The following is a 16,529-nucleotide window of genomic DNA, read 5'->3' on the forward strand; positions in this document are numbered from 1 at the left end:
GCGCAGTCGGTCCGGCGCGGTACGCCGGAAGCATGGCGAAGCGACGTCCGTATCCGAGCGATCTGTCCGATGCCCGTTGGGAGTTGATCGAGCCGGTCCTCGCGGCCTGGCGCTTCGAGCGCCGGGGCCGGTCCCTGGACTTCGGCCGACCGCCCGAGCACGATCTGCGCGACATCATGGACGCGATCTTGCATGTCGACCGGACCGGGGTCCAGTGGCGCTACCTTCCGCATGACTTCCTGCACTGGAACACCGTCTACGGGTACTTCGCCAAATGGGCCGACGAGGGCGTGTTCGCCCAGCTCAGCGGCATGCTCAGGCAGCTCCTGCGGGAGAAGGGGGGACGCGATGCCGAGCCGTCGGCCTGCGTGATCGACACCCAGAGCGTCAAGACCTCCACCAGCGTTCATGCCTCCGGCCAGGGCATCGACGCCGGCAAGAAGATCGTCGGCCGGAAGCGGAGCATCGTCACCGACACACTCGGCCTTCTCCTCGCAGTGCTGGTCACCGCGGCCAGCGTGCAGGACTCCGCAGCCGGCACCAGGCTCCTGGACCAGGTCGCCGCCGACCACCCTCGGGTCCGCAAGGTCTGGGTCGACGGGGGCTATCGCCAGCACCTCGTCGAGCACGCCGCCACCCTCGGCATCGACATGGAAATCACCGCCCGCAAGCCCGGGACCGGGGGTTTCACCCCGATCCCCAAACGGTGGGCGGTTGAGCGGACCTACGGCTGGCTCATGTTCCACCGGCGCCTGGCCCGCGACTACGAGACCCTTCACACCCGCTCCGAAGCCGTGATCCACCTTGCCATGGCCGACCTCATGGCCCGCCGCATCACCAGCGAGAACACCATCTCCTGGCGCGACCCGAGGAAGCCCACCAAACGGACCATCCCGGGATGAAACAGCGGACGAAAACGACCTCTAAGGGCGACTGCATTTCGTCGCTTGCCCGCGCCCCCATGGGGGCGCGGGCGACGGCTGCTGCCTCCCAAGGCCGAGACCTCCGTGCCAACTCGTCGCAACCACGGGGTGCGGGGCGTGCTCGGACGCTGGTCGCGGCCTACACCGAAGCGCGGGCCATCGTGATCACACCGGTCGCCGGCCGCAGCGTCCGAAGCCACCCTCTGGACCGCAAGGAGGAACTGAAGGCTCGGTGAGGCTGCTGTTGCCCGGGGCCGCCGGCGTACCCTGCCAGAGTTCCACCACTTCAGCCGTCGACTGGGAGTGCCCTGTGGCTGAGCCGCAGCACAAGTCCTTCTTGTACGTCATCGTGTGCGCGGCTGGGATCGCAGGCGATGTCGGCAATCTCATCACCGCCGCGCAGGAACGGGGCTGGGAGGTCGTAGTTGTCGCCACCCCACAGGGCCTCGACTTCCTCGACAGCCAGGTGATCGAGAACCAGACCGGCTACCCGATCCGCTCTGCCTGGCGCTCACCCAGCGATGCGCGGTCGTGCCCGAGGGCAGACGCCATCGCAGTCGCACCAGCCACCTTCAACACGGTTAACAAGTGGGCGGCCGGCTTCGCGGACAACCTCGCACTTGGCATTCTCTGCGAGGCGCCCGGCATGGGCATCCCCACGGTGGTGCTCCCCTACGTGAACACCGCCCTTGCTGCCCACCGAGCGTATCGGCGCAGCGTCGATGAGCTGCGTGAGATGGGCGTGATGTTCGGCAGCTACATGCCTCACCGCCCGAAGTCCGGGGGTGGTGCTGATCGTTTCCACTGGGAGGAGGCGGTGGACCTCTTGGCCTCGCACTTCCCGCACTTGGTGCATTCCCAGTGACACGAGAATCGGGGTGTCGGTAAGACTCGTGCAACCAGGTGATTTCTTACAAGAGCGACAGCTCACGACCCGCGAATTTGGGGCACCCCGAAGCAGAGGAGAGCCCCGTGGGCAAGGTGGTCATGTACAGCTCGATGTCGGTGGACGGCTTCATCGCGGACGAGAACGACCAGCCCGGACCACTGTTCGACTGGTTGACCAGCGGTGACGTCCCGTTGGACGAGAGCGGCGAGCTCAAGGTGTCGCAGACGTCCTACGACTACACCCGGCCGTACTGGGACCAGATCGGAGTCACGATCGCCGGCCGCCACGTCTTCGACCAGACGGACGGCTGGGACGGGAAGCCTCCGAGCGGGATCGGCCACGTGGTCGTCGTGACGCACCGGCCGGAGCCCGAGGGATGGGATCCCCAGGCGCCGTTTCACTTCGCCGACGGCGTCGAGGCGGCCATGGCCAAGGCGCAGGAGCTTGCGGGCGACCGCATCGTCGAGGTCGCCGCCGGCGACGTCGGTGGCCAGGCGCTTGCCGCGGGCCTGGTCGACGAGGTGCGCATGGACGTCGTACCCGTCGTGTTCGGGTCCGGCAAACGCTACTTCGGGTCGGTCCACGCGCAGCACCTGCTGGAGGATCCTGACGCGGTGATTCAGGGCAACCGGGTGCTTCACCTGCGCTATCGGGTGCGCCGTTGACTGATCTAAGCGGGTAAGCGAGGCGCTGCCGCAGAAGTCGTTCCGGCGGCGGGCTACGGTTCTGCGGGGAATGGGCGTTCGATCGGAGTCCCCTCTCGCAGGAATCTCGTGACGGCGTCCATGCGGTCGGAGAATCCGACGGGGGTGTGGTCGGCCAAGAGGTCAAGGTGGTCGGCTGGCCAAGCCTGGGGATTGCCCTTCAGGAGCACTAGGCGCTGATCGAAGGCATAGTCCGCGCGTTCGATGCGCTGAACGAGGGACAGGGCGTGCTCGAGGCCTTGCTCGGAGCCGCCGACGGCCTGAACCAGGACCGTCCGCTTCGGCAAGTTGATGCGAGCGGTGGGGCGGACTTTGGCGCCGCGTGGCAGCTCGACCGTCGGGCGTCGATCGTAGGCGATGCGGGAGTCGTCGAGGTAGGCATAGAACTGGCGTACGAGTGTGCTGTCCCGCTCGGGGGCTGCCAGCCATCGCAGGCCATCCGTGGTCAGCATCGCGCTGCTGATGTCAGAGACGAGAGTCGCGGCTTGCTCCAGAGGTCGGCGGCCTACGATCCGCCCATCCACCTCGCCGAGCCGGAATGCATTGAGGGTCTCAGCCCAGGCGGTCGAGGCCCGGGTGGGGCCCCAGACGTCGACGCCGGCATCGGCCAAACGCGTCACCATCGCGCCGCCGTCGCTGGCGAGTGCGTCGTCTCCTGACACGCGCAGCAGGACGGTTACTCCGTCGCCGTCGGCGAAGAACGAGCGTCCGGTCAGTGAGACGGTACCGGTACGTCCGGCGGGCGCAACGTGCCAGCACCGCAGGGCTTCCGCCAGTCGCGGGTCGAGGGGAGAGGCGTTCATGGGTACTCCTCGAATCCCTCGAGTGTGGCGGCTGGTACGGGCGGCGCAGGTGGAACCCAAACGTAGCCCGTGGCGATGTTCAGCCTGCACTCCTGCACGAAGTCCCGCACCACGCGGTCGTATTCTTCGTCCATGGAGGTGAGAGTCGCTTCGGGGATCGGGTCCGGCGCGTGACGGATGTCGTCCGGGGCGTAGACGTCTCTGTTGCTCCGCTGCTCGCTCCACTTGTGCTTGTGGGTGCGGTTGATGAAGCGCTCGCCTGTCTCACGGTCGAGGTGGGTTCCACGTACATCGAGGCGGCGCAGAATGGTGCCGCTCCCGGGGTGGAGGAGCATCAGGCTGTATTCCCACGGCTTGTCGAGGCCTATCCGGAAGCGTAGGTCAAGGCGGCAGGAGAGGTCGGTTCGGACGGGAGTGTTGGCCTCGACGTGTATGGGGGCAGCGAGCCGGCGGGGTGCGTTTTTCTGCTTCCACTGAAATGGGAGGTGGATGGCGCCTCCGACCTTTCCGCCAAGAATCTTGTCGGCCAGGGCATCGATCATCACGTCGTCAGGGCCCATGCACTCCCCCTCACCGTCGAGAGCACGAACATAGTGCCGCTGTCTCCGAATTCACAGGGGAGCGAATCAACGCGTCTCAGTTGCGAGCGTCGCTGTGGCTACCTGCACAACTGCAGCGCATGTCGACGATGCCTTGCGCATCCTGTACCGGTCCCTGTCGAAGCCGGGGCACTCAGGCGGCACGGGCTACCCGTCCGCCCGCCGCCAGTGCACGCACCGCACCGGGTGCTTCAGCCTCTCACAGGATCCTTTACGTACCCGATGGTCGAGGCGGAAACAATTCGGTCTCCGTCGCTGTTGTGGCCCCTGGAGACAGCGATGCATGGGGGTGCTGAGACTGAGGCTGTTCGATGTGAACGGTGGGGGCGCGGTGGAGATCACCGCGAGGCCGGCGGAGCTGGAACGCCACCTGCAGGACGTGGTCGAGGGGAACATGGAGCTCCTGCTCGGCGTCCGGTTCCTGGCGAGCGAGTACAGCACGGGGCCGGTGCACGGAGGCAGGATCGACTCGCTCGGTATCGACGAGAACGGCTCGCCCGTCGTCGTCGAGTACAAGCGCGGGCGGGACGCCGGCGTCATCACGCAGGGCCTCTTCTACCTGTCGTGGCTCGTCGACCACAAGGCGGAGTTCCAGCACCTGGTCCGCGACCAGCTCGGGGAAGCAGCCGCAGACCAGGTCCTGTGGAGCGCGCCCAGGCTGATCTGCGTCGCGGAGGACTTCACGCGCTACGACGTCCATGCTGTACGCGAGATCCGGCACAGCATCGACCTGGTCCGCTACAGCTACTTCGGCAACGACCTCCTGGCCCTTGAGCCGGTCGCCTCCGTCGTCGCTGACGGAGCGGTCAGAAGCGACCGCCGGCAGCGTAGGGCAGCCGAGGGCGACAGGGCGACGGAGAGCGCCGGTGTCTCGGACCTGCGGGCCGCGCTGGAGGAACTGCTCCTGGGGCTCGGCGACGACGTGAGTCGCATCGACCGCAAGCAGTACCGGGCGTACCGGACGCTGCGGAACTTCGCCTGTGTCAGCCACGGGCACCAACAGCAAGTCGTTGTGACCCTTCGCCTGTCGCCCAAGGAGGTCGACCTCGTCCCCGGCTTCACCCGGGACGTCAGCGAGATCGGCCACCACGGAACGGGCGATCTGGAAGTTCGGCTGCGCACGGACCGCGATCTGCACCGAGTGGAGCCGCTACTCCGGCTGGCCTACGAGGCCGCGTGACCGCTCGGCGGGCCGCGGTGTCGAGCTGTGGTTCGGGCAGCGGCGTCGGCCTTTCGTGGTGCGTACGGGAGGTGGCGGTGTCCTTCCATGATGCGGCGGATCTGTGAATTCGGAATTCGTGGATCCACTGCTATAAGAGGCCGCTGTTTCGCCTGGGTGCTGGATGCCGCGCACCGCTGCCGGCGCTGCAGGGCTATTCGCGAGTCGATTCCTTGCGGTGAGCCAACGAGGTGGCGCCGTTCTACGGCTGTCCCGGGTACGCGGTGAGACCCCGTCGAGGGGGGGATTCGACGGGGTCTCACTCAGACAGTAGCTCTATGACCCGCCGCATCGGGGCGTGAAGGCGCGTCTCTGCGTGTTGGCCATCCAGACCACGTTCCGCGCCGGGTCCGCCGGTTCAGCGCCTGGGAGCAGGCCGATGCGCCACAGCCGGGGGTGAGGCTGCAACCGGCTTCTGGGCGAGATTGAGGGCGGTGCTGGTGGCGTGGAGTGGCGGCGGCCGATGGCTGTAGCCGTGAGCCGGTTCGAAGGTGACGTCCTGGATGAGGGACGTGGGGGCGTGCGTGGAGAGGTGGATCGCCCAAGTGGGGCTGTCGACCGTGCTGCCGACCCAGATCGTCCAGGCCGGCAGGACGTTCCCTTGCTTGACGAGAGTGTCGAAGCGCAGGCCTGCCCCGTCGGTCGTGGGCGCCGTCCAGTCGATCAGCCGGGCTCCGACCTTCAAGGGCCAGCCCGCGTCTTCCAGGGGGCGGGACGCTTGGGCGAGGTCTTCCTCCTTGACGGGGGTGCCGGGTCCCCGGCCCCAGACGTCATCGGTGCTGAGGCTGTTGAGGAGGGTGCGCATGATGGCGACGGGGGTGGCTGGGGTGGCGGTGGCGTGCCAGAGGCGTTCGCCGACGGGTGACTCGTAGGCGGCGATCGTCCAGGCGCTGTCGCCGTGGCTGGCGTCGTGAAGGAACTCGACGCGCAGGGTGAGGGATTCGTGGCTGGCGATTGTGGTCTCGTCGTGAGGCCGCCATTTCTCCCATTCCCCGTGGGTGGTGAAGAAGTCGTTCAGGAGGGCTTCGTGGTCGCCAGGACCGTTGGCGTACACAGGCACCAGCTGCGGCACCTCCTCGGCTGCGAGGCGCAACGTCGCTGCCGTAGGCGCGGTGGAGGACGGTGCCATGCCCAGGATTTCGAAGGCGGCACGCTCGATGTCGGTGAGAGGGGCCGGTCCGGGGCGGACCGCAACGGTGTGGTGGCGGTGGAAGTTGGCTACCGCCTCGGCTTCAGAGGCGTAGTCCGTCTCCTCTGTGCGGAGGTGGTCCTCACCGTGGAGGTGGACGCTCTTGCCCCCGACGTAGGTGCCCACCGCGACGGTGGTCCAGCCGTCATGAGCGTGGCGGTGGATGACGAGGCGGCCGGCGACGATGTCGTCATGGATCCGCTGGGCCTCCCCGGTGGCCTCGCGGATCTCTTCCGGGGTCAGCCACTGCCAGTGCGTTGGGGCATTGCCGTAGGTCCATTCGGTCTCGATCTCCTCCTGGAGCGCGGCGCTGACCTCCACGATCGCACCGCCTTCCCGGAGGGCCCAGGCAGCCTTGTCGGCATGGTGGGCCTCATCGTGGTCGATTCGGGCCAAGACCATGGTCTCGTCGCCGGTCGGCCGGAAGCCGTGCTCGGCGAGCACAGCGCGGGCGAGGTAGCGGTCGGAGGCGGTGATCGTGGCGACCACGGCGCTGCTGTGGTCGGGGTGGAGGGCCAGTCGGACATCGGCGTCGTACGTGCGGCGCGGCATGCGGCTCGCTTCTCGGGTCCGGCCAGCGGGTGGCCGGCCGGACCCGGGTGGGGTGGGCTTATCGGGAAGACCGCGGAGAGGCGGCTGGGGCGCTGGTCCGCTGGTGGGAAGGACCGGCCCGGGAAGCCGGGACAGGTGGCACAGGTGGGCATCCGGCAGTCGGCTTGGCGTGCTGCCAGCGGGCCCGGACCCCGGCGAGGTGGGCGAGCGCCCGGCGACTACCGGTGATCACCTGGTGTGGGGAGTTCGTCAGGTCCTGCGCGAAAGCCTGGACGTGCAGGCCTGCGAGGTGCGCGTGGCGCAAGAGGGCACGTCGCAGGATCTGCTCGCCCCAGTGCTCCGGGGATCCTGCCGGGGCGTCCAGCAGCTCCAGGGCGTCCTGCGGGCCGAACGCGGATGTAAGCAGACCATTCTGTTGTGCCTCCCAGAGCACGGTCACCTTGTCGACCGGCTCGCCCCGGCTGGCCAGAGAGGCCAGGCACCGGTACAGCCCGCCGTACAGCGCGACGGTGAAGTCCTCCGGGCGCAGCCACCGCATCGATGCCAGAGCCTCCGGGTACGCGGTGGCCGTCGACAGCAGCAGCTGCTCCTCGCTGGCGACTTCGGGCCCCTCCTGGCAGCCCGGCGGCGCCGGGGGCGGGGTACGAGGCAGAGAGCCGGGGTGGGAGGGGAAGGAGCCGGCCAGGTGATCGAGCAGCGCGGCGAGAGCATCCGTCCGGCTCAGTGTCACGGCGGCCGGGTCCGGCAGGCCTCGGTCGGTGGCCGCCTGAACGAGGAGGCCAGCGTGCATGAGGACGGTTCGCCGTGCGTGGTCGGAGCGGACCATCCGCGCGTACGTGGGGGTATGAGCAGGGTCGGGGCAGGCCCAGGCCAGGGCATGGAGGTAGCTGGGAGTCAGCCCGCGGGCGTGAGGGCGGGCGTGGGCGAGGACGGCTGTGATCCACACCGGCTCCTTGGCGTGGAGGTCCGGAGAGGGCGCGGTGAGCGCGGCCATCGCCGCGAAGAGCGCCCGGTGGTTGGCGGAGGCGAAATGATCCGGGCCGAGCGGGCCGATCGTCTTGATCCGGTGCGGCTCGAGGAGAAGGCCGCCAAGGAGGGCCTGCTCGGCAAAGTGGACAGGTGGGTTCGGCGGGATGTCCGCCAGGCCGAAGTCCGGCTCAGATACCGGAGAGTTGGGCATCAGGCAGCCAGGACGAAGTCGGAGCGGGACAGGCTCTTGCCGAGATGCGGCGCAAGGAGATGGCCGGCCAGCAGGGGCGGGACAGCGTTACCGATCTGGCTGAACTGCGCCCCCTTCGTGCCCGCCCACGGATAGCCCGCGGGGAAGGTCTGCAACGCCCCTGCCTCGGCGGCGGTGATCCGGATGGGATCTGGGGCGGCTGCCTCCGCGTTGGGAGCGGCGCCTGCGGGCTCCGCGACCCACACGCACTCGTTCGCTCGGTGCCCGAAGAACAAGGTCCCGGCCGGCTCGTCTATGCCGCGGATTGTGGCGTTGGCCTGGTTGTTGCTCCGCAGCGACCAGGCCCAGGGGTGCCGCCCACAGGTGCAGGCTGGTGCGTCGGAGCGGGACGGACGTGTTCGGGTCCGCTTGGTTGCGGGGGGTGAGGCGGGGGGCTTCCAGGTGCCGCGGTCGCGGGCGTCGATCAAGGTCTTGCGGGCCCCGGACGGGAACGGCTCCGGACCTCCGCCTGGACCACCGCCTGCGCAGACCGTGGGGACGGGGCGGTCGGTTGCGCCCCAGCCGAGCGCCTCTGCCATGGACACCCACTTCTCGCGGCCCGGGCCGAAGAACGACTCGGGCTCGGCACTCTGGGCGTGGGTCGGTGTCGGCGGCTCGGCCACGCGGGTTCGGGAGGCGATCAGGATCGCCCGCCGTCGGGTCTGCGGCACCCCGTAATCGGCGGCGTTGAGGATTCCGGTCCAGACGGAGAAACCCCAGGTCCGGAGTGTGGAGGCGTACTGCCGCCACAGCGGCAGGACGTCCGGGACTTCCTCCATGAGGATCCACTCCGGCTCGCCCACCGAGTTCAGGGCGTGGAGGTAGCGCATCGGCTCCGCGGCCAGCAGGGACCGGGGGTCCTTGCACGCGGCCAGGAGCTTCTCCCGGGTGTCCCGGCCGTCGGCGAGGTCGGCGACGGCCTGGTGGACGAGCGGCTGGTCGAGCAGACCGAGCCGCTTGCCGGCCATCGACCACGCCTGGCACGGCGGGCTCGCTATGAACCCGTCGCTGCGGCCGACCAGCGGACACGCCGGGTACATCGCTACGTCGGTCCGGATCGTCAACTGGCCTGCGGCAGCGCGGGTTTTGCAGGCCCACTCGTCCCACTCCAGACCCACGTCCCGTATGCCGAGTACGTGCAGGGCGTGGCTCCAGCCCCCGGGGCCCGCGAACAGGTCGAAGACGTCGCGCTGCCTCACGCTATCGGCCCGACGTCGTCCTGCACGAGGTCCGTCTCGGCATCGGAGCCGAGGCAGTCCCAGGGCGTGCCGTTGGCCACTCCCTGTTTCAGCTCTTCCTGCTGGATGGCCGCCCATTCCGCTGTGCTGCCGTGGTCGTTCGGTGCTTCGCTCAGGGGCACGCGATAGGGGTGGCGGATTGCCGGCCCGACGAATCCTTCGGCGGGGTACGCGAGACAGGCAGAAGACCCGGCTCGAGGTGAGGGGCGGTGGTGACGGGGGATTTCCAAGAGGGGTTTCCATGGTGGTGCGGGCGCTGGGTCTGGCCATGGCGCGAAGGTGGGGGAGAGGGCATGGGGTCAGCGGGCTCGTGCCGGTGCTGCGGTGGCGCGGGCGGGCCGCGCGGTGGGGGTCGCTCGGGCTGGGGTGTGCGGGCCGTGTCCGAGGAAGGCCGCCACAGACAGCGCGCCGCTGAGGGTGAGGCGGACGCGGTCGTGGGGAGGACCCCCCTGGAAGGCGGGCGGTGCACCGGCAGGCTCGATCGCGATGAGACCCTTGCTCACGCGGCCGTCCCGAAGTCGGCCTGCCCGGGTGTCACCTTGGCGATGGCTCGGGCGGTGATGGCCTTCGAGGCGCGGGCGGAGGCGGCGGACAGCTCGTCGGCTCCGGGCTCCAGGTACCAGGGGCGCATGTCGAGCATCGCGGGGCGCATGCCGGTGGCGAAGAGGAGTCCGGATCCCTTGGGGAGGGCGCGGATGGCGTCGGCGGGCAGGATCCGTTCCTGCCGCATGGAGACGGAGGTGGACTTGCCGGAGTCGGAGGTCGAGGTGGAGGTGGTCTCGACGTTGTGGTCACCGATCATCCGGGACAGCTTGTCCGCGAAGTCGGGGTCATCGATGCCGCTGCCGATGACCTTGATGGTGGAGGCGCTCCACATGGCGTCCATGCCGGCGTCGCCCCAGACGCGCTGGCCCTGCCTGTAGGACTGCAGGATCGTGATCGGGATGATGCCGCGGCTGCCGAGGTGGGAGTACAGGTCGGGCAAGTCCGCGATCTTGCACACATTTGCGGCCTCGTCGAGGACGCAGATCATGGGCGGGTCGAGGCGCCCGCCGGCGCGCTCGGCCTGAGCCGTCGCGGTGCGCATGACGGAGTCCGCGCAGGCTGCGATGAGGGCGGATGCGCCGCCGCCGCCGTCCTTGCTGAGGAGGAACAGGGTGTCGGTGCTCGTGACGAAGTCGCGGGGTTTGAACTCGTCGGCGTCCTTCTGCAGGGTGACCCACTTTGCGATGTCCGCGTTGAGGAGGCAGGCGGCGTACTGCCTGCTGGTTTCGAAAATGCCGTCCCGTGTTTCCGGCGGCCCTTCCACGGTTCCCTTGAGCTGGGAGGCGACGGCGGTGAAGCCGTGGTCGCGCAGGAGGTCGAGCGGGGTGCGGTCGGCGGGGAACGCGAGCCAGCTCATGACGTCGGTGATGGGGCGCTGGTCGAGTGCGGCCGCGAGGAAGAGCTGGGCCAGCACATTGCTGGCGGCCTTGGACCAGAAGTCGCCCTGTTGGCTGGCATCGACGGCGGCGGTCAGGAAGTGGCCGGCGAGGCGGCCGGCCCCTTCGAGGCTGTCGGCGTCGGCGAGCGGGTTCCACCACATGGTCCGTTCCGCGTGGGCGATCTGCTGCGGGTCCATCGACCAGGTCCGGCCCACCATGCCGCGGGCTTCGAGGCAACAGGTGTAGGCGTCGCCGGCGGCCTTGTTGGATGTCAGTAGGACCGGACCGGGGGCGGCCAGGATCATGGGAATGGCCAGGGTGGTCGTCTTGCCCGACCGGGGTGCCATGATCGCGACGGCCACGTCCTCGAAATTCATCCGGACCTCGGTGCGGCTTCCGGCGATGTTGCCGAGGAGGATCCCGGTGTCCTTGGGCGTGAGGTTCTTGACCTCCTTCAGGCTGGGGCGCAGCGATCGGGCCTTGCCGTTGAGGGACTTGGCCAGAAGCGGTTCGATGTCCCGGGCCTTGGCCATCCCCACGACCTTCTTCTTCGTCCCTCCGCCGGTGCGCTTTTTCCACAGGCTGAGAGCGACGAGTGCGATCGTGGCCAGGAGGACGCCGGGGATGATGAGGCGGCCGATCACCAGGGCGGTGCTGCCGGTGGTGGGCCACAGCCGTTCCGGGTGGAGGAGAGCGTTGGCCGGGTCGTACGGAGCCCACGCGCCTGCACCGGTCAGCCAGGTCGTGCTGTTGGCGCCCAGCCAGGCGAGGTTGGCCCAGGGGATGGCCACGGCCAGAGTGCCGAGCATCAGCTTGAACGCCAGGTCGGTGAAATCGTTGGAGGAGTCGGGTCGGTTGGGCGGCAAGCGGACGTCCTAGGAGCGTTGGTTCAGGGCCGGTTCGGCGGCGCGGCCGGGCGGCGGGGAAGTGGGGGCGGTCCGGGAACGCGGGGCGCGTGCGCGGTGAGCCCGCGCGCGAGAACGTCGAGCTGAAGAATCGTTTCTGCGGAGCGGGTCCAGAGAGACAAGTACGGCCAGGCGGCGCGGTTGCGGCGCTGCAGGGTCGCTTCGTACTCGGCTCGCGAGTCGGTGTCGCGGGCGAGGATCTCCTCGCGGTCCACCAGCCACTGAGCCTGGAGGTCGTCCAGGCGGCGGGCTGCGTCGCGCAGCCCCGCGCAGATGCCGGCCCAGGAATCGGGCAGGACATCCGCTGGCAGTCGCGTGGCCTGGATCTCGGCGACGGTGACGAGCTGCCCGGTGCTGTAGGAGATCTTCCGGAACGCCCGCCAGGTAGCCGCGTGTGCTGCGGCGCCCGCGATCGCTGATTCCTCGGTTCCGGCACCGAGGTCGTCCTGCGCTGGTTGGAGGTGGGCGCGACTGTCGCGTACGTACACGGCCAGTTGCTGGAGGCGTAGCCGGTGGAGGTCGGTGGGGGACAAGGCCAAGAGGAGGGTCGTCCTTCGAACAGCAGGGAGTGGGAGTTCCCGGAGGGCGGGCACGGGGTGCGCCGCCCTCCGGTAGGGGGCTACCGGGTCCGGCCCGTCTCTGCGGCGCTTGAGGTCAGGGCCGGTGAGTGCGGAAGGGCGGACGGCAGCTATGCTGCTCGGGCGAGGGCTCGGGCCCCTGCGCGCGCCGCGTCCATACGGTCGCTGTGGGCTGCCACGATCTGCGGTCCGGCGGTGAACACGTCGCCCTGCGTCGCTCGGTGGTGGGCGCCGTGGTCGTGTGAACCTCGGAGCAGGGCGGCCGGGTTGACGAGCTCCTGGATCAGGCCGGCCATGATGTGTGGCGGTGTGGTTTGGTCGAGGGCAGCAGACCAGACCGTTTCGACGCTGCCCCTGTAGGACTGCTCGACGGCCTGGATCCTCCACCAGAAGTGGTCGTCGTCCCGATTGTCCGACCCGACCTGCTTGATCTTCAGTCCCTGGCCGGGTGCAGAGGCCTCGCGCCAGCGAGGCCCGTCGCTGACATTCCACCCGGCGGCAGCCAGCGTCTCCCATACGTCAGTTGGAGCGTGCGCGGGGGCCGGTCGGATGAGGGAGTCGGTCAGTCCCGCGATGATTTCGACGGGGGCGTTGCGGGTGAACCCGGCGTGCCAGTAGCCGGGCACGAACATCAGGGCGCTGCCCACCGACCACGCTTGGTGCGGCGACAAGGGGTCGAGGACGAGCCCCAGCGAGTGGTCGGGGCTCGTCAAGACCTGCGGGAGACCGCGGTCACCATCATGCTTCCAGCCCGCCGCGCGCAGGCTGTGCGTGATGTGCCGGGGGTCCCCCAGGCCGGCCATGTGGCGGGGGCTGACCTCGCAATGGAACTTGCCCTTCTTGTCTTCGGCGAAGGCTCGCAGGTCCTCGTTCACGGGGTGCTCTGGCTCCGGAAGGGAGCCCTGCGCAGCCGGCTGACGTCGAAGTGAAGGATCGTCCAGTCCTGGATGTCGTTGGCCGCCAGGGTGAGCCACTGGACGGTGTGTTCGACCTGCGGGCTCCACGGGACGGGTGCCTGCTGGACCAGGTAGCGGGAGGTTGCGCGGAGGGCTTCGGAGAGGCGGACGAGGACTCCGTGATCCTCGTCGAGGAGGACGGCAGCCAGGTCCAGGGCCTGTTCGGGGGCGGGGCCCGATCGCAGGTGCGCGGTGAGCCTCAGGAGCGTGTTCGCGACCTCCTGGAGCTGCGCGGGCGTGAGTTCAGTGGTGCTGTCGGGCATGGGCGTCCTGTAGTGAGGTGGTTAGCGGCGGCCGGCGGCGGCACCGCTCCGGGAGGTGTGAGAGCGGGGTGCAGGCCTGCGAGGCTGGCGGGCGGCCCACGCGTTCTTGGCCCAGGTCGCGGAGCGGGCGGCGGTGGCGCGCGCCTGCTTCCAGGCGGCGAGACGGGAGGGCAGGACGGACACCGAGGTGGTGCGGATCCTGTCGGTGGCCGGTACGTGCCCTCGTGGCCGCATCACGGGCTGGGGGTCGGCGAGGGCGGTGGCGAACTCCTGGACCAGGTGCATCGGGGTGCTCTGGGAGAACACCGCGTCCCAGGCCCGTCCGTGTTCGGTTCGGGCGCTGGCCCACCAGTGCGCCTCGCCCGGCCCGTTCTGGTGGAACTGGATCCAGGCATCGCCGTCCGGGCTGGTCGCGGTGAAGTGCTTCCCGCGGGCGGTTGCCCAGTTCTGCTCCTCCAAGGGCGCCCACACGTTTGGGGCATGCGCCGGGCTGGGCTGCGTCAGGGCGTCGGTGAGCCCCGCGATGATCTCGACAGGAACATGCGCGGTGAGGGTCACGTGCCAGGCAGATTGTTCTGGAGTGGCGCGGCCGGAGACCGTCCAGCCCGGCGGCACGGCGACGCCGTTGTACCCGAGGCGGACGGACTGGTCCGGGCTGTCGAAGACGACTGGGGTGCCGGCACGGGGCGTTCTGTCGGCCCATCCGCTGGCACGGAGGTACTCGGTGACGTGTCGGATGTCGCCGCCGCCGGCGAGGTGGCGGGGCTCGATCAGGTAATGCTGCTCGGGGAGTTCGCCTCCCGGCCCCCAGCCTTCCCACTGCCGCGTCATCGGCTCCTCCCAGCCGGAGGGACCGGAGGGGCCAGCGGCAAGGGGGCTGAGGACTTGGCCAGAGCGGGGGTGGAGGCCGGCCACTGGGCGATCTCGGCTTCGGTGCCGAGGAGGTTCTCGGCCTGACGGAACACGGCGTCGCAGGAGTTGGCGAGGTCCCGCCAGATGCCCGCGTCTTCGACACCGACGTCGGCATATCGCTTGGCCATCCGGCTTACCGAGCCGAGGACGTTGCTGACCTGGTAGAGGAGCCCGTCGTCCATCTCGAAGACAGGCTTCAACAGTGCTGCGGCATCCTCGGCGGGTGTTCCTTCGTCCAGTTGCACAGCCAGGGCGGCGAGGGTGATGCGGACGTCGTTGAGGTCCTGCGCGGTGACGTTGAACAAGCGACCTCCTTTCAGGAGTCGGGGTGAACGAGGCGCTGCTCGGCGCTGCGTTGCGGGGAGCGGCAGCGAGCCCCGCCGTCGGCGCCGCAGGTCGTCCCTGCCGTTCGAGGGAGCGGGCGCCGGTCGCTGCCGAACGTGCGGACCTTCAGATAGCGGCGGAGCAGAAGGAAGGCGAGCCGGGGTCTGTGCCGGATGGAGATGGGTGGAAGCCGGAGGGGCTTGGGCGGTGAGGTGATCGGATCTCCAGCGAGGTCAGGAACGCCGGCGTGGGGCACGGCCCGGCGCGGGGACGCCTCGTGGCGGGTGTGGCACGGGGCCGCTTCGGGTGGCCATGGCTTCCGAGTACGTCGCCTCGTCGAAGAGTTCGGGCGTGATACCGACCCGGTATCCGGCTGCCGTACCGGCGACCATGGCTCGGGTCGCGTGCTGGCGTTCCTCTTCGGGGCTGAGGGTTGTGGGGAGCGCGTGCCACACGTAGATCGGCGGCATGCTGTTCCGCTCGAAGCCTTGGTCGTCAAGCAGCTTCAGCAGGCGCTCGGGGGCGCCGGTGCGGGTGTCGGCGTAGACGGCCTTGTCGAAGTGGTGTCGGTAGACCTCGACGGCGGTGCCGAATTCGTCAGCGTGGTTCAGGGCGGCAGTCCTCTCTGGGCGGGGCTATGGGACGAGATCAACGGCTGCGGACGGGGACGCCCTGGCTATGGGCGGCCGGCCGTGCTGGCTTGGAGATGAGCGAGGGACGGACGACGACACCAATGCCCAGGCGGTCCAAGCGCTGGGAGACGAGGTGGATGCGGGTGATCTGCTCACGGTCGCCGTACTGCGAGGGCGGCAGCACGAACATCCGGTCGTACGGGTGGTACTGGAATCCGGACCGGTACAGGGCTTCGGCGGCGCCATCCGCTCCCGATACCGCGCCTACGGTCCCGTCGGGGTACCAAGCCATGCTGACCCGCCCAGCGAGGAGGGGCGGCGCCGGCCGACGGGGGATGGGGTGCTCCGTATTGCGCTCGACCTGTTGCAGAGCTGCCTCATACCGGGGCAGGAGCCGGCGGCCGACCTGGGAGGCCGCGCGGACGGGGTCTGCGGGGACGGTGATGCCGTTGGGCTCGGCCACCCTGTGGAAGGCGTCAGGCCCGGCGTCCGGAACCAGAGGGCCGATCATGAACTGGCGGGCTCGCATGGGCCGGTCGAAGACCAACAGGCGGGCTCCGTCGGCGCGGCTGAGGACCGCTTGGTGGGCTATGACGAAGTTGGAAGCGGCGTATCCGATGGCGCCGACGTCCCACAGCTCGGCGGTCGTCGGGAACTGATCGGCATACGCGACGTGGCGGGTGTACGTGCTGGTCCAGGTCGGGCCTGGCAGGCGGGTGGCGAGGGAGGCGGCGAAGGCGGCGAGGTCATCGCGCCGATGGGACGAGGGCATGGGGAACCTTGTGCGTGGTCGGGGGAGTTCAGCGCCCACGGTGTACTGCGGGAGCCGGGGGAGGCGGTGGTGGGCATGAGCAGACGACGGAGGCTTCACGCTCGGTGCTCTCGACTCCGGTGCAGGCCGGACGCAGATGGTGCGCGGTGTGCCGGTCGGCGAGAGCGTTGCGGTACGCGGAGATCTCGATGGTGACCGCCGCGATCTTCTCCGCGAGGCCGCGGATTCGGGCCGCGTGATGCGGGTCGGCGTCTTCGCCGAGGCCGGCGACGAACTCGGCCGTTGCTTCGAGGACCTCGACCGTGGCCGGCAGGACACCGTCTCCGGGCGCCACTAGGGCCTGTGTGATGTCGTGATCAGTTCCTGGCTTCTGGCCTCTTCGCGAGGTGGAACCCAGTAGGACTGTGGTCGTGACGCGTAGGCAACTC

At 69.3% G+C, this 16,529-nt stretch carries 18 protein-coding genes; 4 read left to right on the top strand and 14 right to left on the bottom strand.

Features of this window, described 5'->3' with window-relative positions; translation table 11 throughout:
• The first annotated feature begins 32 nt into the window (after positions 1–32).
• The 3 genes from ACFWBN_RS20595 (at position 33) to ACFWBN_RS20605 (ending at position 2,477) form a co-directional block, all read left to right on the top strand.
• Positions 33–902, top strand: coding sequence for an IS5 family transposase (locus tag ACFWBN_RS20595; RefSeq protein WP_385178319.1), 870 nt, complete (start codon positions 33–35; stop codon positions 900–902).
• 331 nt (positions 903–1,233) lie between these two features.
• The gene (locus ACFWBN_RS20600) at positions 1,234–1,788 is read left to right on the top strand and encodes a flavoprotein (RefSeq protein ID WP_385178320.1); all 555 of its coding nucleotides are present in this window, start codon (positions 1,234–1,236) and stop codon (positions 1,786–1,788) included.
• Positions 1,789–1,895: 107 nt separating this feature from the next.
• On the top strand, positions 1,896–2,477 hold the full coding sequence (locus ACFWBN_RS20605; protein ID WP_385178321.1) for a dihydrofolate reductase family protein: 582 nt from the start codon (positions 1,896–1,898) through the stop codon (positions 2,475–2,477).
• 53 nt (positions 2,478–2,530) lie between these two features.
• Here ACFWBN_RS20605 and ACFWBN_RS20610 read toward each other — a convergent pair whose 3' ends face one another.
• Together ACFWBN_RS20610 and ACFWBN_RS20615 are read right to left on the bottom strand one after the other, a co-directional pair.
• A complete protein-coding gene (locus ACFWBN_RS20610; RefSeq protein ID WP_385178322.1) occupies positions 2,531–3,319 on the bottom strand; it encodes a hypothetical protein in 789 nt (262 codons plus the stop codon).
• The gene (locus ACFWBN_RS20615) at positions 3,316–3,879 is read right to left on the bottom strand and encodes a hypothetical protein (protein WP_385178323.1); all 564 of its coding nucleotides are present in this window, start codon (positions 3,877–3,879) and stop codon (positions 3,316–3,318) included. The genes ACFWBN_RS20610 and ACFWBN_RS20615 overlap by 4 nt, the downstream gene beginning before the upstream one ends.
• 322 nt (positions 3,880–4,201) lie before the next feature.
• Here ACFWBN_RS20615 and ACFWBN_RS20620 point away from each other — a divergent pair, with 322 nt between their 5' ends.
• A complete protein-coding gene (locus ACFWBN_RS20620; protein WP_385178324.1) occupies positions 4,202–5,098 on the top strand; it encodes a DUF5655 domain-containing protein in 897 nt (298 codons plus the stop codon).
• A gap of 397 nt (positions 5,099–5,495) precedes the next feature.
• Here the strand turns inward: ACFWBN_RS20620 and ACFWBN_RS20625 are convergent, their stop codons facing one another.
• From ACFWBN_RS20625 to ACFWBN_RS20680, 12 genes are all read right to left on the bottom strand, one after another.
• Complete coding sequence (locus ACFWBN_RS20625) at positions 5,496–6,878, bottom strand: DUF317 domain-containing protein (RefSeq protein ID WP_385178325.1); 1,383 nt, start codon at positions 6,876–6,878, stop codon at positions 5,496–5,498.
• Between the two features lie 58 nt (positions 6,879–6,936).
• Positions 6,937–8,058: a DnaB-like helicase N-terminal domain-containing protein gene (locus ACFWBN_RS20630; RefSeq protein ID WP_385178326.1), complete on the bottom strand. Its 1,122-nt coding sequence runs from the start codon at positions 8,056–8,058 to the stop codon at positions 6,937–6,939.
• Positions 8,058–9,296: a DNA cytosine methyltransferase gene (locus ACFWBN_RS20635; protein ID WP_385178327.1), complete on the bottom strand. Its 1,239-nt coding sequence runs from the start codon at positions 9,294–9,296 to the stop codon at positions 8,058–8,060. The genes ACFWBN_RS20630 and ACFWBN_RS20635 overlap by 1 nt, the downstream gene beginning before the upstream one ends.
• Positions 9,293–9,457: a hypothetical protein gene (locus ACFWBN_RS20640; RefSeq protein ID WP_385178328.1), complete on the bottom strand. Its 165-nt coding sequence runs from the start codon at positions 9,455–9,457 to the stop codon at positions 9,293–9,295. The genes ACFWBN_RS20635 and ACFWBN_RS20640 overlap by 4 nt, the downstream gene beginning before the upstream one ends.
• Positions 9,458–9,834: 377 nt before the next feature.
• Positions 9,835–11,568, bottom strand: a complete 1,734-nt coding sequence (locus ACFWBN_RS20645) for a type IV secretory system conjugative DNA transfer family protein (RefSeq protein ID WP_385178336.1) — start codon at positions 11,566–11,568, stop codon at positions 9,835–9,837.
• Positions 11,569–11,648: 80 nt separating this feature from the next.
• Positions 11,649–12,203, bottom strand: coding sequence for a hypothetical protein (locus tag ACFWBN_RS20650; protein WP_385178329.1), 555 nt, complete (start codon positions 12,201–12,203; stop codon positions 11,649–11,651).
• Positions 12,204–12,352: 149 nt separating this feature from the next.
• Complete coding sequence (locus ACFWBN_RS20655) at positions 12,353–13,117, bottom strand: DUF317 domain-containing protein (protein WP_385178330.1); 765 nt, start codon at positions 13,115–13,117, stop codon at positions 12,353–12,355.
• Positions 13,114–13,461 (bottom strand): hypothetical protein, encoded by a 348-nt coding sequence (locus ACFWBN_RS20660; protein WP_385178331.1) that lies wholly within the window; start codon positions 13,459–13,461, stop codon positions 13,114–13,116. Before ACFWBN_RS20660 ends, ACFWBN_RS20655 begins: the two co-directional genes overlap by 4 nt.
• Positions 13,462–13,482: 21 nt before the next feature.
• A complete protein-coding gene (locus ACFWBN_RS20665; protein ID WP_385178332.1) occupies positions 13,483–14,292 on the bottom strand; it encodes a DUF317 domain-containing protein in 810 nt (269 codons plus the stop codon).
• Positions 14,289–14,678, bottom strand: coding sequence for a hypothetical protein (locus ACFWBN_RS20670; protein WP_385178333.1), 390 nt, complete (start codon positions 14,676–14,678; stop codon positions 14,289–14,291). The genes ACFWBN_RS20665 and ACFWBN_RS20670 overlap by 4 nt, the downstream gene beginning before the upstream one ends.
• 667 nt (positions 14,679–15,345) lie before the next feature.
• Positions 15,346–16,101: a hypothetical protein gene (locus ACFWBN_RS20675; RefSeq protein WP_385178334.1), complete on the bottom strand. Its 756-nt coding sequence runs from the start codon at positions 16,099–16,101 to the stop codon at positions 15,346–15,348.
• A gap of 28 nt (positions 16,102–16,129) precedes the next feature.
• The gene (locus tag ACFWBN_RS20680; RefSeq protein WP_385178335.1) at positions 16,130–16,435 is read right to left on the bottom strand and encodes a hypothetical protein; all 306 of its coding nucleotides are present in this window, start codon (positions 16,433–16,435) and stop codon (positions 16,130–16,132) included.
• Between the last annotated feature and the right edge of the window lie 94 nt (positions 16,436–16,529).

This window comes from Streptomyces sp. NPDC059989 (genome assembly GCF_042736975.1).
Lineage (GTDB): Bacteria > Actinomycetota > Actinomycetes > Streptomycetales > Streptomycetaceae > Streptomyces.